This is a genomic window from Acidovorax sp. (genome assembly GCF_034519795.1).
GTDB lineage: Bacteria > Pseudomonadota > Gammaproteobacteria > Burkholderiales > Burkholderiaceae_C > Acidovorax.
Genome location: NZ_JAXHOB010000008.1, coordinates 223,236 through 243,312 on the forward strand (window position 1 = coordinate 223,236; position 20,077 = coordinate 243,312).

19 protein-coding genes and 1 pseudogene are annotated in these 20,077 nt (G+C 69.2%); 13 read left to right on the forward strand and 7 right to left on the reverse strand.

From position 1 onward, the window contains the following. Positions 1-116 precede the first annotated feature (116 nt). Positions 117-2,663: a mechanosensitive ion channel domain-containing protein gene (locus tag U5N23_RS09335; RefSeq protein WP_322592534.1), complete on the forward strand. Its 2,547-nt coding sequence runs from the start codon at positions 117-119 to the stop codon at positions 2,661-2,663. Between the two features lie 98 nt (positions 2,664-2,761). On the opposite strand, the gene U5N23_RS09340 is transcribed toward U5N23_RS09335, so the two are convergent. Next, positions 2,762-3,904: a mechanosensitive ion channel family protein gene (locus U5N23_RS09340; RefSeq protein WP_322592535.1), complete on the reverse strand. Its 1,143-nt coding sequence runs from the start codon at positions 3,902-3,904 to the stop codon at positions 2,762-2,764. Between the two features lie 260 nt (positions 3,905-4,164). Continuing rightward, entirely contained in the window at positions 4,165-4,647 is a 483-nt protein-coding gene (locus U5N23_RS09345; protein WP_322592536.1) for a thermonuclease family protein, read from the reverse strand. 444 nt (positions 4,648-5,091) lie between these two features. On the opposite strand from U5N23_RS09345, the gene U5N23_RS09350 reads away from it, so the two are divergent. Together U5N23_RS09350 and U5N23_RS09355 are read left to right on the forward strand one after the other, a co-directional pair. Further along, entirely contained in the window at positions 5,092-5,571 is a 480-nt protein-coding gene (locus U5N23_RS09350; RefSeq protein ID WP_322592537.1) for a sel1 repeat family protein, read from the forward strand. Beyond that, positions 5,568-6,368: a GNAT family N-acetyltransferase gene (locus U5N23_RS09355; protein ID WP_322592538.1), complete on the forward strand. Its 801-nt coding sequence runs from the start codon at positions 5,568-5,570 to the stop codon at positions 6,366-6,368. Before U5N23_RS09350 ends, U5N23_RS09355 begins: the two co-directional genes overlap by 4 nt. 39 nt (positions 6,369-6,407) lie before the next feature. Here U5N23_RS09355 and U5N23_RS09360 read toward each other — a convergent pair whose 3' ends face one another. Beyond that, positions 6,408-7,055, reverse strand: a complete 648-nt coding sequence (locus tag U5N23_RS09360; protein WP_322592539.1) for a PepSY domain-containing protein — start codon at positions 7,053-7,055, stop codon at positions 6,408-6,410. A gap of 124 nt (positions 7,056-7,179) precedes the next feature. Here U5N23_RS09360 and U5N23_RS09365 point away from each other — a divergent pair, with 124 nt between their 5' ends. The 3 genes from U5N23_RS09365 to U5N23_RS09375 are packed head-to-tail and all read left to right on the forward strand — an operon-like array spanning position 7,180 to position 10,022. Further along, entirely contained in the window at positions 7,180-7,914 is a 735-nt protein-coding gene (locus U5N23_RS09365) for a PepSY domain-containing protein (RefSeq protein ID WP_322592540.1), read from the forward strand. Beyond that, positions 7,915-8,604, forward strand: a complete 690-nt coding sequence (locus U5N23_RS09370) for a response regulator transcription factor (protein WP_322592541.1) — start codon at positions 7,915-7,917, stop codon at positions 8,602-8,604. It begins immediately after the preceding gene. After that, the gene (locus U5N23_RS09375; RefSeq protein ID WP_322592542.1) at positions 8,604-10,022 is read left to right on the forward strand and encodes a sensor histidine kinase; all 1,419 of its coding nucleotides are present in this window, start codon (positions 8,604-8,606) and stop codon (positions 10,020-10,022) included. Before U5N23_RS09370 ends, U5N23_RS09375 begins: the two co-directional genes overlap by 1 nt. A 47-nt stretch (positions 10,023-10,069) precedes the next feature. Here the strand turns inward: U5N23_RS09375 and U5N23_RS09380 are convergent, their stop codons facing one another. After that, a complete protein-coding gene (locus U5N23_RS09380) occupies positions 10,070-10,993 on the reverse strand; it encodes a LysR family transcriptional regulator (protein ID WP_322592543.1) in 924 nt (307 codons plus the stop codon). A 59-nt stretch (positions 10,994-11,052) separates the two neighbouring features. On the opposite strand from U5N23_RS09380, the gene U5N23_RS09385 reads away from it, so the two are divergent. The 3 genes from U5N23_RS09385 to U5N23_RS09395 are packed head-to-tail and all read left to right on the forward strand — an operon-like array spanning position 11,053 to position 15,030. Continuing rightward, positions 11,053-12,504 (forward strand): amidase, encoded by a 1,452-nt coding sequence (locus tag U5N23_RS09385; protein ID WP_322592544.1) that lies wholly within the window; start codon positions 11,053-11,055, stop codon positions 12,502-12,504. Between the two features lie 51 nt (positions 12,505-12,555). Next, entirely contained in the window at positions 12,556-13,536 is a 981-nt protein-coding gene (locus tag U5N23_RS09390; protein WP_322592545.1) for a Bug family tripartite tricarboxylate transporter substrate binding protein, read from the forward strand. After that, positions 13,537-15,030 (forward strand): MFS transporter, encoded by a 1,494-nt coding sequence (locus tag U5N23_RS09395; protein ID WP_322592546.1) that lies wholly within the window; start codon positions 13,537-13,539, stop codon positions 15,028-15,030. It abuts the gene before it with no gap. A 386-nt stretch (positions 15,031-15,416) separates the two neighbouring features. On the opposite strand, the pseudogene U5N23_RS09400 reads toward U5N23_RS09395, so the two are convergent. Beyond that, positions 15,417-15,689 (reverse strand): annotated as a pseudogene (locus U5N23_RS09400) (VOC family protein); the annotation flags it as partial. A gap of 221 nt (positions 15,690-15,910) precedes the next feature. Next, a complete protein-coding gene (locus U5N23_RS09405; RefSeq protein WP_322592547.1) occupies positions 15,911-16,819 on the reverse strand; it encodes a LysR family transcriptional regulator in 909 nt (302 codons plus the stop codon). 209 nt (positions 16,820-17,028) lie between these two features. On the opposite strand from U5N23_RS09405, the gene U5N23_RS09410 reads away from it, so the two are divergent. From U5N23_RS09410 to U5N23_RS09420, 3 genes are all read left to right on the forward strand, one after another. Continuing rightward, entirely contained in the window at positions 17,029-17,667 is a 639-nt protein-coding gene (locus U5N23_RS09410) for an FMN-dependent NADH-azoreductase (protein ID WP_322592548.1), read from the forward strand. Next, a complete protein-coding gene (locus tag U5N23_RS09415) occupies positions 17,664-18,524 on the forward strand; it encodes an NAD(P)-dependent oxidoreductase (RefSeq protein ID WP_322592549.1) in 861 nt (286 codons plus the stop codon). Before U5N23_RS09410 ends, U5N23_RS09415 begins: the two co-directional genes overlap by 4 nt. Positions 18,525-18,586: 62 nt before the next feature. Further along, entirely contained in the window at positions 18,587-19,027 is a 441-nt protein-coding gene (locus U5N23_RS09420) for a hypothetical protein (RefSeq protein WP_322592550.1), read from the forward strand. A 185-nt stretch (positions 19,028-19,212) separates the two neighbouring features. On the opposite strand, the gene U5N23_RS09425 is transcribed toward U5N23_RS09420, so the two are convergent. Further along, positions 19,213-19,494: a hypothetical protein gene (locus U5N23_RS09425; protein ID WP_322592551.1), complete on the reverse strand. Its 282-nt coding sequence runs from the start codon at positions 19,492-19,494 to the stop codon at positions 19,213-19,215. Positions 19,495-19,729: 235 nt separating this feature from the next. Between U5N23_RS09425 and U5N23_RS09430 the strand changes: the two genes are divergently transcribed. After that, the gene (locus U5N23_RS09430) at positions 19,730-20,065 is read left to right on the forward strand and encodes a DUF1330 domain-containing protein (protein WP_322592552.1); all 336 of its coding nucleotides are present in this window, start codon (positions 19,730-19,732) and stop codon (positions 20,063-20,065) included. Positions 20,066-20,077: the final 12 nt, after the last annotated feature.

Sequence of the window (20,077 nt, forward strand, 5' to 3'; positions counted from 1 at the left end):
CGGGAAGGGATGCATGGAAACCCGAAACTGTGATGTCACCCTTTCGCCTGCCTGTCGTGCCACCCCCCAGCTCCCGTGCCATGGCAGGCCCCGGGCGGCGATGCGATGGGGTGCTCATGCGCTTTGCCCTGGCTGCCTGCCTGTTGCTGGCATGCATGCGTGCTGGCCATGCGCAGCCTGCCCCGGCGGTGCCCGCATCGGCTGCACAGACCGCCACGACGGTTGCCACGGCCGCCCGGCCGATTGCGGTGCCGGACATCCTGGCCCGCGCGGAGGAAGACCTGCAGCGCGTGGACCGGGCCCAGCGCCTGCTCTCGGCTGCGGACCCGGTCGATGCGCTGCGCCGCGCGCTCGATGGCATTGCCGGCCCGGTGGACGCCAAGCTGCGCACCACGGCGGGTGCGGGCCTGCGCGAGCTGCCGGTGATGCGGCTGGAAAGCCTGGAGCGGCACTGGCAGTTCGACGTGCGGCGCTACGAGCGCTGGGAAGCCCAGGCCCGGCGCACGCTGGCCCCTTATGGCGACAGCGCCCTGCAGTTGGCGCAGCGCCGCGCGGCCTGGTCGGCCACCCGTGCCGAGGGCCTGCTCGATGGCCTGCCACCGGCGCTGGCCGAGCGCGTGGATGGCATGCTCACCCGCATCGACAGCACCGAGACCGCGCTGGGCACGGCGCTGGCGCGGCAGTTCGAGCTGATGCAGCGCGCCAGCGAGCTCAAGGCCCGCATCCAGGCCGGCAGCGCCGAGGTGGCGGCTGCCATCGACGATATCGACCGCAGGCTGCTGCGCGTTGACGTGGCCCCGCTGTGGCGCGGCCTGGGCCTGGCCGGCGGTGACAACACGCAGGCGACGCTGGCCGCCATGGACCGGGGGCTGGACATCGAGCAGCAGTTCGCCATCGACTACAGCACCAACGACACCGGCAACCAGCGCGCGCTGCGCGTGGTGCAGGTGCTGCTGCTGCCGCTCATCGTCTGGCTGGTGCTGCGCAGCCGGCGCTCAGCGCGCAACCGCAGGGACGAAGCCGCCGCACCGCAGGAGGGCGCGCAGGCGCTGCGCCGCCCGGTGTCGGCCTGGCTGCTGCTGTCCATGCTCGCGGTGCTGGTGTTCGAGCCCGACGCGCCCCTGCTGGTGCAGGAGGTCGTGATGCTGGTGGCCCTGCTGCCGGCGCTGCGCCTGCTGCCCGCCGGCACCCTGGGCGCGCTGGGCGCCTGGCCCTATGTGGCCGTGGCGCTGTATGCGCTGGACCGCCTGGGGCTTGCGGTGCTGGCCGATGCGGGCCGCTACCGCCTGTTTCTGCTGGCCCTGGGCCTGCTGGCACTGTGGCTCACCGTCTGGCTGCTGCGCCGCATGGGGCGGGCTGGTGGGGCGGTGCCGGTGGTGGCTTCTGCGGCCGGCCTGGCACCGCCCTCGCCAGCGCTGCAACGTGCGCGGCGCCTGCAGCGCACCCTGCGTGCTTTTGCCTGGGCGGTGCTGGCATTGCTGGCCCTGGCCACTGCCGCCAATGTGGGCGGCAATGTGTCGCTGGCCGAAACGCTGACCAGCGGCGTCATCGACAGTGGCTGCATGGCCCTGCTGCTGTATGCCGGCGTGTCGGCCGGCACCGGCCTGCTGCGCGCCCTGCTGGGCCAGCCCGAGCTGGCCAGCCGCCGGCTGGTGCGCGAGTATGCGCCGCTGCTCAGGACGGCGGGCACGCGCCTGATGGTGCTGGGGGCGTGTGCCGGCTGGCTGCTCTACAGCATGGACCGCTTTCGCGTGCTGCGGCCGCTGCACGGCGCGGGCGCGGCCGTGCTGGGGGTGGGCATCGAGGTGGGGGAGGTGTCCATCCAGGTCGGCGACGTGCTGGTGTTTGCGTTCTCGGCGTGGCTCGCGTTCTGGGTGGCCGGCGGCGTGCGGCGCCTGCTGCGCGAGGAGCTGCCGGGCCACGCCGGGCTGCCGCGCGGCGTGGGCAACAGCATCGCCTCGCTGAGCTACTACGGCGTGCTGGTGGTCGGCCTGTTGGTGGCGCTGTCGGCCGCCGGCTTCAAGGTCAGCCAGCTGGCGCTGGTGTTCGGCGCGCTGGGCGTGGGCATCGGCTTCGGGCTGCAGAACGTGGTCAACAACTTCGTCTCGGGCCTGGTGCTGATGGTCGAGCGGCCGATCCAGCCCGGCGACGTGGTGGACGCTGCAGGCAGCTCGGGCACCGTGCGCGAGATCGGCCTGCGCGCCACCATCATCCGCACCTTCGATGGCGCCGACGTGGTGGTGCCCAATGGCCTGCTGCTCAGCGGCAACCTGACCAACTGGACCCTGTTCGACCGCAGCCGGCGCGTGGAGGTGCCCGTGGGCGTGGCCTACGGCTCCGACCCGGCCCAGGTGCTGGCCGTGCTGGCCGCCGCAGCGCGCGGCACCCCGGGCGTGCTGGACACCCCGGCCCCGGCGGTGCTGATGGTGGGCTATGGCGACAGCGCGCTGAACTTTGCCGTGCGCGTGTGGACGCACGATGTCTCCCACTGGGTCACCCTGCGCGGCGACCTGCTCGCGCGCCTGATTGCTGCGCTGCAGGCCGCGGGCATCGCCATCCCCTACAACCAGCTCGACGTGCACCTGCGCACCGTGGCGCAGGGCGGCTCGGGCATGGGCAGCACAGGCGGCGCCGGGCCTGTACCGCCCGGCGCGCAGCCCTGACCTCTGCGACCTGTCTGGCCTGCCGGCGCCGCAGGCGCTGCGCGCTGGCTGCGCCCAGTGTCCTGTCCCGCAAACAAATGGCAATAAAACTGCGTCTACTAGCCGGGCAGCACGCCTGCCTGCCCGATCCCGATCCCGCTGCCGGCCGCCGGGGCCGCCGGGGCCGCCGGGGCCACCAGGTGTACGGTGCGCGTGGGGAAGGCAAAACCGATGCCCTGCGCCGCCAGCTCGCGCATCAGCGCCAGGTTGATGCGCTGCTGCTCGTCCATGTAGATGCCGTAGGCCGGGTCGCGCACGATGTAGACCACCTCGTAGTCCAGCGAGCTGTCGCCGAACTTCTTGAAGTGCGCGCGGTCGAAGCGCAGCTTGTCGCTGGCCTCGATGATGCCCTTGACCAGCGCGGGAATGGCCTCGGCCTGCTCGGCCGTGGTGTCGTAGGTCACGCCGAAGCCGAAGACGATGCGGCGCTCCTGCAGCCGCTTGAAGTTGCTCACGGTCTGCTTGAGCATCTCGGTGTTGGACATCACGATCTGCTCGCCGCTCAGGCTGCGGATGCGCGTGGTCTTGACGCCCACCATCTCCACCGTGCCGGCCACGCTGCCCAGGGTGATGAAGTCGCCCACCTCGAAAGGCTTGTCGGTGGCGATGGCGATGGAGGCGAACAGGTCGCCCAGGATGTTCTGCGCTGCCAGTGCAATCGCAATGCCGCCCACGCCCAGGCTGGCGACGAAGGCCGTGATGTTGACCCCCATGTTCGAGAGCATCGCCAGCAGCGCCACGGCCCACAGCATCGTGCGCAGGCCCCATGAGACCAGCGTGGTGGCAGCGCTCTGGGGCCCCTGGCCCACGCTGGCGTTGCGCTCGGCATGGCGGCGCAGGCCGATGGTCACGGCCCGGTTGGCCCACAGCGCCAGCTGCAGGGCCAGCGCCACAAACCACAGCTGGCCCACGCGCGCAGCCCAGCGGTCCGCCAGGTCGAGCATGCCCACGCCGATCAGCAGCGCGGCCAGGGCCATCAGCCACTGGCTGGTGCCGCTGAGCACCTCGATGAAAAAGTCGTCGGCGCGGTTGGCCGTGCGGCCCGCGATGCTGGCGAGGCGGTGCAGGGCAATGCGCACCGTGGTGGCCATCGCCAGATAGACCAGCAGGGCCACCATCGACGCGATGGCAATGCTGCTGACGGACAGGCCCGCGATGGTGGTGTGCTGGAGCCAGAGGAGGGGAGAGAAATCACTGTTCATTCCCGAGACCGTAGCAGCTAAACATTCCAGGCCGCCCGATGCCGCACCCGGAGGGTGGGTTTTTGGGTGCCAAGGCGGCAGCAGGCTTTCCCTTCGGGCTGGCCCCGGCATGCGGCGTCTGCCGTGTCGCACGGCTTGCCGCTGCGCCGCGGCCCGCAGCCTGCGGATTTGCCTTCAGCCGTTCAACGCCGTTGCTTCGCCTTGCTGTGCAGCAGCACGGCCTGCGGCCCCTGCTTGCTTGGCGATGCGATCGATCCGCATCAGGGGTAGCGCTGCGGGCTGGCCACGGGGCCCGTGGGCTTGAGCTTGCGCGTGGCGCGCCAGTCCCAGGGCGGCAGCGGGCCGTTTTGCGCCCACAGCCCGCGCCCGGCGGCCTGGGCGCGCAGCTGGATGTCGGCCAGCGCCTCGTAGCCCGGGCCCACCTTGGGGTCGTACCAGGCCATGCCGGCGCGCAACTGCTCGGTGGCCGTGTCCTTGCCCTGGCACTCCACATCGGCCACGGTGCGGCCAAACACGTCCACCGAGGTGTTGCTCAGCTTGACCTTCTGCGGCACCAGGCACAGGTTGACCAGGCTTTTGTGCGCCAGCTCGCCATAGGGCTGGCGCATTTCGGGCGCATCGATGGCGCGGATGGCGACGAAGGTCTCCTCATTGCGCGTGACATCGCCGCAGCGGGCGCGAAAAGAGTCGCCATCGTGGATGGCAACGACCAGGCAGAGCAGGGTGGCGGTGGTCAAGGGCATGGTGTGGCCGGGCGGTTCGGGTGGGGGTTGCAGCAGTGCAGGCGGGCGCGTGCACCCGAGCCTGCCCGCGCCTGCAACCGGCCTCTCGTGCCGCGGCATGCGGGCGGTGTGGGTCGATGCGTGCTGCCATCCCTCTCACCCCGTCGGTGTGTTGGTGTTTTGGTGGAATCCTTGTGGCGCTATTTTGCTACGGCGGGGCGGGCCTGCAGCGGCTTGGCGTGGGGTTTTGGGTGGGCTCACCCAAATGCCGTTTACAGTGGCGATCCAACGCAACCCCAGGGCGTGCCGGTGCAGGGACGTGCCAGGGGCGTGTGCGGTGAACCGGCCGGCATGGCCGGCGTGGTGCCATGAAAGCCGGGCATGATGGCCGCGCCAGGATTTTCCGGTTTCTTGTTCCTCTTCTTCTTCTTCTTCACTTCTGACCGACCACAGGAAGGTAACGCCATGTCCGATGCAGAGCACAACCCCTACGAAGAAGCTACCGCGGCCTATGACCGGGGGCACCTGAACAAGGCTTTCAAGGGCTTTCTGGCGGGGGCGCAGGCGGGGGATGTGGACTGCATGGCCATGGTGGCGGTGATGTACGGCGCGGGCGAGGGAGTGCGCATCGACCTGGCGCAGTCCATCGAATGGGACAAGAAGGCCATCGCCGCAGGCAGCGAGCTGGCGTTTTTGAACATCGGCATCAGCTACCGCTGCATGGGCGACATGGCGAGCGCCAAGCGCTGGTTCCTGCGCGCGCTCGATGCCGGCGACGCAGAGGCCGCGCTGCAGCTGGCCAAGCTCTACATGGTCAGCGACCTGGAGACCGAGACGGTGCGCAAGTACCTGCAGATCGCCATCGACAGCGCGAACGCCCTCGACGAGACCAAGCTGGAGGCGCGGCAACTGCTGGCGCTGGGCACGCAGCCTGCCAAACGATGACCGACGCCGGGCCCCCGCGCGCCATGGTGGCGCCGCTGCCGCCGGCGTGTGCAGCGCCTGACGCCGTAGCGGCTTTCATCCGCGCGCTGGCCCACCGCGAGCGGTGCGCGGCCGGTGCAGCGGTGCTGCAGCACGGCGCTGCCACCACCGAGGTCTGCTACCCCACGCCACTGGCATGGCCCTGGCCCGTGCAGTTCGACTATGTGAGCGAGTTCTTCTGCACCGCGCCGGGCGCGCAAAGCCTGCGCGAGGTGGCCAGCGCACCGGCCAGTGCCTGCGCGCATGTGGTCAACCTCTTTGCGGGGCAGCCACCATCCGAGGAACAGCACTTCATCGAACAGGGCTACCTGCTGGCCTGGACCAGCACGCTGCTGGCGCGCCCGCTGACCACCGCCTGGAGCCGCCCCGCCACGCCGGGCGCGCAGGTGCACGGGGTGGCCGATGCGCAGGGCATGGCGCGGTTTGCGAAGTTGCCCGGAATCTCGAACCCCGGTGCCGCGCGCGACCCGTTCATCCACAACGTGTTTGCCACGCGGGGCGATGAGGTCGTCGCCAAAGGGCAACTGGTACTGCTGCCCGGGTGCGCGGTGGCCTATGTCTCCGACATGTTCACCCACCCTGCGCACCGCCGCAGGGGGCTGTGCCACCTTGTCATGCAGGCGCTGGAAGCCAAGGCCCGTGCGCTGGGCGCCACGCATGCCTGCCTGGCGCCGGGGCAGGAGGTGGCGGCGTTTGGCCTGTATGGCAAGTACGGCTACACGCAGGCGGGCGTGCGGGCGGTGCTGGTGCGGGCATAGGGCCGCAGCCAGGGGCTGCGGCCCGCTGCGACGGGGGGCTCAGTCGTCCAGCCGTTCGCTCAGCACCTGGGCCGTGTGCGGGTCCAGGCGCAGCTCCACTGACTGGCCGGCGACGTTGGTGGCCTCGGCCTCCCAGTGGCCATCGTCGTAGTCCAGGTCGTGCACCCGTGTGTAGCCGGCCTGCTGCAGCGCCCGGCGGATCTGCTCGGCCCCGAGCACGGCTTGCTGGTTGGCAAAGCCGCCGCTGCGGCCGACCTGGCTGAGCACCTCCAGCGTCTGGGGGTGCAGCACGAGTTCGACCTTTTCGCCGTGGACCAGGCTCTGGCGCGCCTCGGCCTGCCAGAAGCCGTCGTCGAGCTCCAGGTCATGCACATGGGCCCAGCCGGCGGCGCGCAGGGCCTGGGCCACCTGGGCCACGCCGGGCAGGGTGGTGCCGATGTCGCCCTTGCGCAAGGCGATGAAGCTGGCATCGGCATCCTTGACCAGCACGGTGGCGCGCTGGCCGTCGTTGGCGATGGCCTCGGCGGTCCAGTAGCCGTATTGTTTTTGCAGGCCGTGCGTGGCCACATGGTGGTTCTGGGCGATCACGTTGAGCGCGTCCTGCGCGCCCATGGCCAGGGCCATGGAGGGCAGGGTGGCCACGGCGGCCGCAGCGGCAAGGGACAGGCTCAGGAGGGTCTTTTTCACGGTGCTTTCCTTTGGTTGACAAGAATGGGCGGCAGTGTGGTGCGCTGCGCCTAAACACGGCGTGAAGCCCTTGTTCATGGGGCGTTTAGGATCGTCCGCAATAATCCCCGCGATGCAACGATGGATGAGCCCCTTACCGCGTGCCGCCGGTGCGGCGCTGGTGCTGGCCTGTGCGCAGGTGCTGGCGCAGCAGCCGGGCCTGGCGGCCGAGCAGGAGGCGGCGCGGCGCGGCGTGCTCAACGGGCAGCTCAAGCCGCTGAACAGCGTGATCGCCGAGATCAGCCGGCAGTACAACGGCCGCGTCATCGAGGTGGAGACCGAGCGCGGGCGCAAGGGCGAGCTGCGCTACGAGATCAAGCTCCTCGACGCGCAGGGCCGCAAGCACGAGGTGCTGGTCGATGCCGCCACCGGCGCCGTGGTGGCGCAGGAGAGCGACTGGCCCACGCAACCCGTGTCCCCCGCGCAGATGGCGCGCTACCTCAAGCGCCTGGAGCAGCGCTATGGCGCGCGCGTGTCGGAGGTGGATTTCGAGCGCGATGCCCAGGGGCAGGCGGTGTACGAGGTCAAGCTCTCCGAGAAGCCTGCGGGCCAGATGAAGCTGCTGATGGATGTGTCCACCGGCGAGGTGATCCACGCGCCCCAGGGCGCCGCCCCCAAGACCGCCATCAAGCCCCTCTGGGCCATGCTCGAATCGCTGCACCCGCGCTTTGCCGGCCTGGTGCTGGAGGTGGAGCTGGAGACCGACCACCGGCGCCAGCCCCACTACAGCGTGGAGCTGCTGCAGCCCAACGGCCACAAGCTGGAGCTGGAGGTGGATGCCGTCACTTTGCAGGTATTGCGCCAGAAGGTAGACGATTAGATGCGTGTGTTGGTGGTGGAAGATGACGAGGCGCTGGCCGGCCAACTGCGGCTGGCGCTGGAGGCGGCGGGCTTTGCCGTGGATGTGGAGCACGATGGCGAGGCCGCGTCCTTTGCCGGCACGGCCGAGGCCTACAGCGCCGCGGTGCTGGACCTGGGCCTGCCGCTCAAGGACGGCCTGAGCACCCTGCGCGACTGGCGCGAGGCCGGGTGCGGCTGGCCGGTGCTGGTGCTCACGGCGCGCAACCGCTGGAGCGACAAGCTGGCGGGCTTCAACGCCGGGGCCGATGACTACCTGACCAAGCCCTTTTTGATGGACGAGGTGGTGCTGCGCCTGCGCGCCATGCTGCGCCGCACGGCCGGGTCGGCCAGCGCGGTGCTGCGCGCCGGGCCGCTGGAGTACGACGTGGTGCAGGGCCGCTTCGTGCTGCAGGGCCAGGGCCTGCAGCTCACGGCGCAGGAGCACCGCATCCTGGCGTACTTCATGCACCACCCGGGCCGGCTGCTCACGCGCAGCGAGATTGGCGAGCACGTGTATGCGCGCGACCTGGACCCTGACTCCAACACCCTGGACGTGCTGATCGGCCGCATCCGCCGCAAGCTCGGCGGTGCGCCACGGCTCGTGACCGAGCGCGGCCAGGGCTTTCGGCTGGAGGCCGGGCCCGCAGACGCACCGCGAGGGCCGGCCTGATGGCGCTGGCCCAGCGGCTCGCGCTGCAGCTGGCGCAGTGGCCCATGGCCACGCGCATCGTGCTGCTGGCCCTGGTACCCATGCTGGTGCTGGTGGGCGCGGGCGGCTGGTGGCTGCGCGCGCAGATGCACCAGAGCCTGCTGGCCAGCTTCGAGCAGGTGCTGCGCGACAAGGCCCAGCGCGTGGGCGCGCGGCTGCAGGTGGGGCCGCAGGGCGGCCTGCGCGATGCGGGCGGCGGGGCGGACGAGTTCAGCGCCATCTATGCCGGGTGGTACTGGCGCGCCCATGCCGGAGCCAGCGTGCTGCGCTCGCGCTCGCTGTGGGACATGGACAGCCTGCCCACCGAGCCCGTGCCTGCAAGCGGCTCGCCCGTGCTGCACCGGGCAACGGGGCCGATGCAGGAGCCCCTGCTGGCCTTGGCCACCCCCATCACGCTGGGGCCGCCCGCGACCGAGGCGGCCCTGGTGGTCTACGGCCCGGCGGCGCAGCTGCAGGACAGCATGCGCCAGATCGACCGCACCCTGGTGCTGGCCGCCATGGTGCTGATGGCCCTGGCCGGGGCGCTGGCGTGGATGCAGGTGCGCGTGGGCCTGGCCCCCCTGCGCCGGCTGGAGGCGCTGCTGGCGGCCCTGCGCTCGCCGCAGGGCCCGGGGCCCGACGTGGCACAGCACCTCTCCGCCCCCACGGGGCGCGACCTGCAGCCCCTGCAGAACGAGCTGGCCGGCCTGCTGGCCCACAACGCGCAGGTGGTGGCCCGCGCCCGCGCGCACGCGGCCGACCTGAACCACGCCCTTAAGAAGCCCCTGGCCCTGCTCAGCGCCCAGGCCAGCACGCAGCCGCAGGTGCCTGCCGGCGAGGTGCAGCGCCAGGTGGCGGCCATGGCCCAGCTGGTGGACCGCTACCAGGCCCGCACCATGAGCGATGCGCTGCTGGCCCACCCCGCCGCTGCCGGGCCGGCGGTGGATGTGCGCGAATGCGTGGGCCAGGTGCTGCACATGATGCAGCGCCTGCACGCCGCACAGGAACTGGCCTGGGAGCTGGACGACCAGGCCCCGGGGGCGTTGCTGTGGCGCGGCGAGCGCGCCGACCTGGAGGAAGTGCTGGGCAACCTGCTGGACAACGCGGGCAAGTGGGCCGCCTCGCGCGTGCGGCTGTCGCTGCGCGTGCGCGGGGAGGGCGACGGCCCCGCTGCTGCGTGGGTGCTGGAGGTCGAGGACGATGGCCCCGGTATGGCGCCCGCGCAGCTGCAGGCCGCCGGGCAGCGCGGCCTGCGCTTTGACGAGTCGGTGCAGGGCAGCGGGCTGGGCCTGGCCATTGCGGGCCAGATCGCCCAGGCCTACGGGGGGCAACTGCAGTTGTACCAGAGCGGCGACCTGCGCGGGCTGGGGGTGCGGCTCAGCCTGCGCGGGCTGGGGTGAGTGGCCTGAACGTGCCCAGGCAACTCAGTGCCAGGGGCCCGGCGTGTTCAGTGGATGCGCGAGGCTGGCTCGGCGAACATGGGCTGCACCACCTCCACGAACTCGCGGATGAGCGCCTGGTCGGGCTGGCCGTCCAGCCAGCTGGCGGCCACCTCCAGGCTGTGGTCGAAATCCTGCAGGGGGCGCAGCGCCACCCCGGCGGGCAGCATCGCCCGCACGCTTTCGGGCAATACGGCAACCCCCATGCCAGCCTTGACCAGGGCGAGGGCTCCATGGACGGTTTGCACCCGGTACGCCACCTGGGGGTGGTAGCCCCGCTGGCGGAGCATCTGCAGCACGCCGGACGTGGCCTGTGCTTGGGGCGCGGTGGGCAAGAGGATCAGGGGCTCGGCGGTGAAGCGGTCCAGCGAGAGCGGCGTTGCCGCATCGGGAAACACGCTGTCCGGGACTGCCGCCTCGTAGCGCAGCCGGCCGCAGGCAACGCAGGCCATGCCGTCCTGCGCCTGCGGTGGCAGGCCGATGGCCACGTGGATGCGGCGCTCCTGCAGCTCTTCGCGCACGGCCGGGGCGTCCATCTCCTCGAAATGAAAATCGGCCTCCGGCAGGCGCTGGTGCAGGGCTTCCACGATGCGCGGCAGGAAGGCATAGCACAGGGAGTGCATGAGGCCCACCTTGAGGGTGCCCCGCCGCCCGCTGCCGATGGCCGCTGCCGCGTCGAACCCGTCCTGAGCCAGCTGGACGGCGTCCTTGGCCCGGGCATAGAGCGCGCGACCGGCGTCGGTGAGCCGCATGCCATGGCTGCTCCGCTCGAAAAGCGCCACGCCCACCCGGTCTTCGAGCTTGCGTATCTGGACCGAGAGCGGCGGCTGCGCCATGTGCAGGCGCTTGGCGGCGGCGGCCAGCGATTGTTCGTCCGCAACCGCCAGAAAGTAGGAGAACCCGCGCAGGTCGGTACCCGTTAGCTTTGCCATAAGGACTCTTTCGAAAACGGTATTGGAAGCATTCTCTGCCCGATGCAATTATCGGGCCCATGACCCAAGCAACACTGAGCGAGCACAGCATCGCCGCACTCACCGCCAGGCAACTGTCGGACGGCTATCGCCACCGGCTTCTCTCGCCGGTGGAGGTGGTTGGTGCCACCTTCGAGCGCATCGGGGCCTTGCAGCCCCGGCTGAACTGCTACCTTGCCCTGTGCGAGGAGACCGCCCTTGCCGCTGCACGGGCCTCCGAGGCGCGCTGGCTGCACGGCGAGCCCCTGAGCCCGCTCGATGGCGTGCCGTTTTCGGTCAAGGACATCGTGAACACCAAGGGCGTTCGCACCACCCACGGCTCCGTCGTCTACGCCGACAACCTGCCTGACAGCGATGCCCTGGCGGTGGCCCGCATGCGCCGGGGTGGGGCGGTGCTGGTGGGCAAGACCACGACGTCGGAGTTCGGAGCCAAGTGCTTTACCGATGCACCGCTGTTCGGCCGTACGCCCAATGCCTGGAGCAGGGCGCACACCAGCGGCGGCTCCAGCGGGGGGGCGGCCGTTGCCGTGGCCGCCGGCCTTGCGCCGCTGGCCATTGCCACGGATGGCGGGGGTTCCACGCGCATTCCCGCCGCGTGCAATGGCGTCTTCGGCTTCAAGCAGAGCCTGGGGGTGGTGCCGCACAGCCAGGTGCAGGACGCTTTCTCCAACTACACCTACGTGACCCCCATGACGCGCACCGCCGAGGACACGGCGCTGATGCTGGGCGTGCTGGCCGGCGAGGACCCCTGCGATCCCTGGTCCATGGGTTTGCCTGCAGATGCGTTTGCCGGCATCACGGGCGCGCACGGTGCGCTGCGGGGCTGCCGCGTGGGCTTTGCCCGTGTGCCCAAGGGGCGCCCGGTGGCTGCGGCGGTGGCGGCCGCCTTCGATGCGGCCTTGGCCCTGCTGCAGGACCAGGGCGCGCAGCTGCACGAAGTGGTGGATATGGACCTGGACGTGGAGCCCATCTGGCGCGTCATCAACCACACCAGCTGGCGCGCCCGCTTCACTGACCTGGCGCGCGAGCATGGGGCGGTGCTCACCCCGTCCCTGCTGCAGCAACTGGCGCTGGCGCGCGATGTCACGGCCAACGAGTACCAGGCGGCCATGTTCGCGCGCACGGCGCTGTACCGGCGCGTGGCCGACCTGTTCACGCAGTACGACTTCATCGTGACGCCGACCCTGAACCAGACGGCCTTGCCCGTCGACCAGGACCTGTTCGGTGAGCTGGAGATCGATGGCGTGCGCTACCCGCAGGTGCGGCCCAACTGGTTTCCCTGGACCATGCCCTTCAACCTCACGGGCCACCCGGCCGTCTCCGTGCCCTGTGGCTGGTCGCCTGCGGGGCTGCCCATCGGCTTGCAGATGGTGGGCGGTTTCAAACAGGACGCCCGGCTCCTGGCCGCTGCCTGGTGCTTCGAATCGGCCTGCGCGGCCGGCCGCTCGCCCCTGCTGGCGGGCCTGGACTGAGTCGGTTCGACCACGGAACCTTTTTTGCAACCCCAACGCTTTTTCGCCACCATGAAACACCTGACCAAGACATCGGCCGCGCTGTGCGCCTTCGCCGCCCTCGCACTGGCACCGTCCCAGGCCAGCGCCCAGAACAAGGACCCGGTTCGCCTGGTCGTCGGATTCGCGCCGGGGGGCGCGCTGGACGCGCTGGCGCGCGGGCTGTCGGAGCAGCTGGCACCGATGCTCGGCGAGACAGTGCTGGTGGACAACAGGCCGGGCGCCTCCAGCATGCTGTCGATCGATTTCGTCAAGCGGGCCAAGCCCGACGGGCGCACCGTCCTCATCGCGTCGGGCCCGCCGTTCATCATCTTTCCGATGAGCTACACGTCGCTGAAGTACGACTACAAGAGGGACTTCAGGCCCGTGGCCCACCTCACGAACAACCCGGCCATCATCTCGACCAGCCCGATGTCGCCGTTCCGTAGCTTCCAGGAGTACGTGGCCGTTGCGAAGAAGGACCCGGGCCAGCGCACTTTCGGCCTGACATCGCTGGGCGGGGCGCTGCATTTCTCCATTGTCGGGCTGGGCAAGGAGATCGGCGTGCCGCTGACGGCCGTCAACTACAAGGGCGGGGCTCCCTTGCTCACTGACATTGCCGGCGGCCATCTGCCGGTGGGCACCGACGCGCTGGGCAGCCAACTGGAGCTGCACCGCGCAGGCAAGGTCCGGATCATCGCCGTGGGGGGGAGCGAGCGCGTCAAGTGGCTGCCCGACGTGCCCACCGTGCATGAGCTGGGCTACAAGGCCTTTGACCGGGCCACCACTTCCTTTGGCGCCTACGTGCCCGCAGGCACGCCCGATGAGGTGGTGAAGAAGCTGGAGAAGGCCCTGATCCAGGCCACCCGGAGCGCGCCGGTCACTGCACTGCTCGAGCGCGCCGGCATCCAGGCGACGGGCTTGCCTGCGGCCTACCTGGCGGAGCAGATGCAGAAGGACCATGACTTCTGGAAACCCGTCGTGGAGGCATCGGGCTTCAAGGTGGAACAGTAAGTGGGCGCAGGCCCGGGCTGGCCGGTGGAGCCGCGCCCAGGTCAGGTGCTGCTGTGCGCGTGCCTGGCGGCCACGGCGTGCTTTTTCAGTGCGACGGCGGTGAATGTCCTGGCCCCTTCCATCGCCCGGGATCTGCGCGCCAGCAGCGCCCAGGCCCAGTGGGTGGTGCTGGCCTATTGGCTCAGCCTGTCGGTGCTGACCCTGTGCTTTGGCCGGGTGGCAGACATGCATGGCAAGAGGCGCCTGTTCTGCGCCGGCCTGGCCGTCTTTGGCCTGGCGGCTTTCGCCGCAGCCATGGCGTCCGGTGCCACGGTGCTGTTGGTGCTGCGCGGCATACAGGGTGCGGCGGCAGCGGCCATCTTTGCCAACACGGCAGTGCTGGTCGCAGACGCCTACCGGGGGCCGGCACTGGGCTTTGCCCTGGGGCGTCTGGCCATGGTCGCGGCCCTGGCTCAGGCGCTGGGGCCGGCGTTGGGCGGATGGCTCGACCAGGTGCTGGGCTGGCGCAGCGTCTTCGCTTGCTCGGGCATGCTGGCCCTGGCGGTGCTGGTGCACGCCCTGCGCGTCGTCGCGCAGGACCTGCGGCCACGCCAGCCGCCCCGGTTCGACTGGGTGGGCGCCCTGTTGTCGGCCACTGGCCTGGGCATGCTCTGCTGGGGCCTGGCCCATGCGGGAACCCCCGCCGCTGGCAGCGGGGAGGGCCTTGGGCAGGCCGGTGCGGCGCTGTGGCCGGCCGGGCTGATGCTGGTGGCCAGTGTGGGCAGCTTTGCACTGCTGTGGCGGTGGCTCTGCAAGGCCCAGGCTCCCTTGATCGCGCCGGACTTGCTGAGAGACCCGCGCCGGCTGCGGCTGTGCGCCTGCGTGTTCCTCATGGCCATTGCCCAGCAGGGGCCCATCGTCATTCTGGCGCTGTACTACCAGCTCGCCCTGCAGTGGCCGGCCAGCGATGTCGGCTGGCGGCTGGCGGCACTGGCCCTGGGCATGGTGCTGGGCGCACCGGTGGCCGGCTGGGCCACCCGGCACGTGGCGGCGCACACGCTGTGCACCGGGGCCCTGGCCAGCCTGGCGGTGTTCACCCTGTCGCTGGGGGGGGTGGTCCTCTTCGATGGCGGGGCCTGGCTGCCCCTGTGCATGGCGGGGCTGGGCGCGAGCCTGGCCTTGTTCGTGACGCCCTGCAACCAGGTCCTGATGGATGGCTGCCCGGCCGCGCACCGCGGCATCGTCAACGCGCTGCGCGCCAGCCTGCAAAGCGCCGGTGGGCTCACGGGCATTGCACTGGTGGCGCTGCTCACCCACGCCTGGGTGGCCCCGGACCTGCTGGCACAGCTCTACGCGGTGCCCGGCCAGCCCGTGGGCCCTGCGGCGCGTGCGGCCATGGCCCAGGGCGTGGCCATCGCGCTGGCGTGCGTCGCGGCCATGGTGGCCTGCGCGGCCTGGCTGTCCGGCCGCAGAGGCGGGCTGGCGCCGCAGCGGCCTGCCGGGCATTCGGCTTGAGCCGGCACACCCGGTGGATCGCGCCCGGCATGCTGCCGGGCCGTCAGCTGACGTTGGCCATCAGCGCATCGTAGCGGCGCTGCATCTCCTCGGGCGTGACTTTCTCGATCGAGTGGCCGATGTCTAGGGCGTGCCATCATTCATTTCACCCCCGCGCTGGCCCCGGCATGCGGATGGATGCGCGAAGCGCGGCGCAGCCAATAGCGGGCTATTGGCAAGCCGTGCGACAAAGCAGACGCCGCATGCCGGGGCCAGCCCGAAGGGAAAGCCTGCAGCGCAGCGCATTGCGGCGTTGCCCTTCGCTTGCGTAGCCGTGCTACGCGGCACTCAGGGCGCCTTGCACTGCACCGCGCTGCAGGCTTTCGCGGGGGTGAAATGAATGATGGCACGCCCTGGCGGTGACCGAAGGGGTCGCGCACCACGCCCGAGCGCTCGCCGTAGAAGGCGTCCTGCGCGGGACGCTCCAAGGTGGCGCCCAGGGCCACGGCCCGGGCGATCACCGCGTCCGCAGCGTCCACGTGCAGGTGCAGCGACACGCAGGTGGAGGCGCCCGGCCTGGGATCGAGGATGTCCATCTCGGGGTCTTCGTCGCTCAGCATCAGCGTGGTGCCACCGAAGTCCAGTTCCGCATGGCCCAGCAAGGGCGTCCCTGGCTCAATCCAATGCCGATCTGCGCGCCATCGTGGCGATCGAGTTTGAGAACGCTGCCAACCCGCTCATGGCCGCAATGCCCGAAGAACTTTCGGTGGCGCTTGATGGCGACCCCTGCTCTGCGCGCAACAACCCAGGGCGTTTCTTTCTGAGGTCGAAAACAACCGGTGCGGTAGGCTTGCTGCCCTCAATCGGCTCGCCCAGGTGATGGTGTTGATGATGCTCCGCCTCAGCGCAGTGAACGCTGCATGAAGTCTGTGAACGCGCGTACTTTCGCCGGAACGTAGGACCGGCTGGGATACACCAGCCAAGCATTGGAAGGCGCTTCATTGGCAGCCACTGCGTGGTTGGGAAAGAGGTCCACCAGACGCCCGGCCGCGATGTCTTCGTCAATCAACCAGTCAGGCAACAATGACGGCCCCATGCTGCCCAAAACGCACTCGCGCAAGGCGATGCCGCTGGTCATCAATGCCTTGGGCCTCACGGTGACGGCCACTGCCAAGGTGCCCGCGCGCTCACGCAACTCGGTGAACCGCCAGCGGTCTCGGAATCCCGGCAGGGCAAAACTCAGGCAGGGGGACTCACCCATGTCCTCGGGCACCACAGGCGGCTTGGCTTGTGTCTTCAGCCAGCCAGGACTGGCCACTACCCGATATCGGATGCGAAGCAGCGGCAAGGCCACCATGGACGAGTCGCTGAGCGTTCCGAGCCTCACGGCGACGTCGATTCGCTCGGCCAACAGGTCCAGCACTGCGTCCGAGAAAACCAGATCCAGCTTCAGCAGGGGATAGGCCCGGCTGAAGTCGGGTAGCAAGGGAACGATGCGGCGCAAGCCAAATGTGTTGGAGACGCTCAACCGCAGTACGCCTCGTGCTTCACCGGCGGCGTCCACTGCCGCCAGCCGCGCAGCTTGAAACTCGTCCAGCAACGGGTACAGCCGGTCCACAAAGGCTGCACCGGCCTCGGTCAGACCCAGCCTGCGGGTGCTGCGCTGGAACAGTCGAACTCCCAACTCGGCCTCCAGGCCAGCCACAGCTCTGGAGATGGATGAAGGGTCTACGTTCAGTTCGCGTGCCGCCGCTGAAAAGCTGCCGGTGCGCACCACGCGTGTTAGCCATTCGAGCTCGTACAGGTTCATCTTGATTCGTGTGAATTACGCATAAATCATGTGCAGAACGAATGTTTCAAATCATTTATAGCATGAATATTCTACGGCCTGCGACCAGATTCGAAAGCTCTGCTGCAGGAGCAAGAGCCGGAATGGTCCCGACTGGCGCTCGCGAGCGCTTTGCCACGCGTGTGCTCAGTGCTCGCCGTTGCTCTCTCTCACTTCTTCAAAGGATCTGCATGGAAAACACCACTGTCTCTACCCTGCTGCGCATCGATTCCAGCGCCCGGAGAAACGGTTCCTTGAGTCGTCAAATCGCTGACGCTGTGGAACAGGCCTGGCTCACCGCCCATCCAAAGGGGCAGGTGCATAGGCGGGATCTGGCCCAGGCACCACTGCCGCACATCAGCGAAATCACCATTGAGGGCTACTACACCACTGTGGATCAGATGACGCCCGGTCTGCGGGAGGCTACCGAGCTCTCCGATGCCCTGATCGCCGAGCTGAAGTCGGCCCACACAGTGCTTATCTCGGCGCCGATCTACAACTTTTCATTGCCTTCCTCCCTCAAGGCCTGGGTTGATCAGGTTGTTCGCATCGGCCACTCCTTTGCCTACGATGGCCAAAGCTTTACCGGCCTGGTCACGCAGCCACGCGCGGTGCTCGCATTGGCGTACGGTGCGGCGGGGTACATGGGGCCGATGAAGGACATGGACCACCTGCGTCCGTACCTGACCCAGCTTTTAGGCTTCCTGGGCCTGTCTCGGATAGACGTTGTGGCGGTAGAGGCCACTACGGCCGACGCTCAAACAGTGTCGGCGGCCATGGAAACCGCTCAGTCATCCATTCCGGGCTTGTTCAAAGAGGTGGCAGCATGACCGACCATGTCGCGTTCTTGGGGCTTGGCGCCATGGGGCAGCGCATGGCGCTGCGCCTATTGGAAGCCGGGCATTCGGTGGTGGTCTGGAACCGCGACCCAGCAAAGATCACTGCATTGCAGGCTGCGGGCGCGCGTGTGGCCAGGACGCCTGGGGAGGCGGCCAAGTCCGCAACTGTGGTGCTGGCCATGGTGCGTGACGACGATGCTTCGCGCAGCGTATGGTGCGCATCTTGCGATGGCGCTTTGGCCAATATGGATGAGGGGGCGGTAGCCGTTGAGTGCTCTACCCTGAGCACCGCCTGGGTGCGAGAACTCGCCGATGCGGCGGCCAAGCGCCGTGTGCACTTTCTCGATGCCCCCGTCGTTGGGTCCCGGCCGCAGGCTGAAGCAGCGCAGCTCGTCCACTTGGTGGGCGGGGACTCACTGGTATTGCAGCGGGTTGAGCCATTCCTCAAGGCCTGGAGCGCTTCGGTTCATCATCTCGGGCCCAACGGTAGTGGGGTGCTCGCCAAGCTCATGGTGAATCAACTCTTTGCTGTACAAATCGCGGCGATGGCGGAAATCATCGCTCTGGCGCGTGACGCGGATGTCGACGTGTCCCGTCTGGTCGAGGTGATGGCTGCCACACCCGTGTGCAGCCTGGCATTGAAGACGGCCTCATTGGCAATGCTCGGTGGCAACCACGCTCCTCAGTTTCCGCTGGAACTCGTGGCCAAGGATCTCAGCTATGCAGCCTCATCCGGGGACAACGCAACCCATCCTGTCGGCTACGCTGTCCAGCGTGTGGTAGCGAACGCCTTGGCGGCAGGGCTCGGAGGCCACAACATCACTGCGCTGTGCCGGCTGTACGATTGATCCGGCCTCAAGAAGTCTCAACCTGCCGCGCACTTCAGCTTGGGACCACCGCAGCTGGGCAGGTGGAACACCTCGATCTGGCTGACGCGTTCGGCCAGCCAGGCCTGGACAGGCCCAGGCTGTGTGAAAACGCCGATAAACGAGCCGAACAGATGCTCATCGTCAGCGACCTGGAAATGCTCACGAGCGCCGATCTCTGTGTCCCATTCCCGCCGTTCCCGCCGTCCCGCTGTCCAAGTCAACTCGCCCCCACTGTGCAGCAGCGACCGAAATGCGCACCAGCCCACGCGCACATGGTTGCGCTGTATCGGTGCGGCGCGCAGCCAGTCTGCGGGCGTCACGCCGGTGAGGCCGCGGAACTCGCGCGTGAAATGCGCCTGGTCGGCAAAGCCCGCGTCGGCCGCGATGCCGGCGAGCTGCCGCGCACCTGGGCGCCGGCCGCGCCGGGTTCGGGCTGGGCCCCCACCGACCAGCCGTGGGTGCCGGCCTGCTTGGCGCAGTAGCCGGCCCGGGCCCCGCCCACGACGGCAGGGCTGGGGGATTCGACATCGCTGTGCGGCGCACCGCCCAGCAGGTGCATGTGGCCGGTGGGCAGCACATGCTCGCGCCCGGGGAGGGCGGGCGAGCATCGGGGCGGCCCTGGGTGGGTGCATCCGCCCCGTTCAGTTCCGTGGCAAGGGGCTGGCGGTCAGACCTTGAGCTTGCGGGACTGCAGCGCGGCGGCGTAGTCGGCGACGATGCGGGCAATGGCGCCCTTGTCGTTGGCCTCCAGCGCAGTGCGCTCCTGGAACAGCTTGCTGCGGTCGGCAACCAGGCGCTCCATCTTGGCGGTGTCGGGGTTGGGGCGGTTGCTCTCGTGCTGGATGTCCGCCGCCAGGGCTGCAAGCCAGGCTTCCAGGCAGGCGCTGGCGGCCTGGTGGTGGGTGGTGGGGGTGGTCTGTGCTGTTGGCTCTGGCGGGGCGGCAGTCATCGTGATGGCTCCTGGATGGTCTTGTGGGGCGGTGGGGCAGGGTGTCCCCTCTACCACTTGACTGTAACGCGGGATGGCGCGAAAGCCGGCGGCGCAGATGCCCTGTCGTGCAAAACATGACCTCGGACGTAATCGACGCGCAACACGGCCTTTTCTACAGTGGCACCTGACTGCCCGGGCATGGTGCCCGCGGCGCACGGTTCAACCAACCACCACCCCTTGAAGGAGATCCACCATGTCCGCCTACGCCATCGGCCTGCTCGAAGACCTGCAGTTCGGCCCCGACATCGTTACCTACCTGCAGCGCATCGATGCCACGCTGGAGCCCTATGGCGGCGAGTTCCTGGTGCATGGCACGCGCCCGGAGCTGCGCGAGGGGGCGTTCGGCGGGGATTGCGTGGTGATCCGCTTCCCCTCGATGGAGCAGGCGCGCGCCTGGTATGGCTCGGATGCCTACGCGCCGCTGATCCCGCTGCGCACGCAGCACTCCCGGTCCACGGTGTTCTTGCTGGAGGGGGTGAAGGAGGTGCCGTACCGGGCGGTGGGGTTGCTCCAGAAGTTGGGGGTGTAGGGCTGTTCAGAG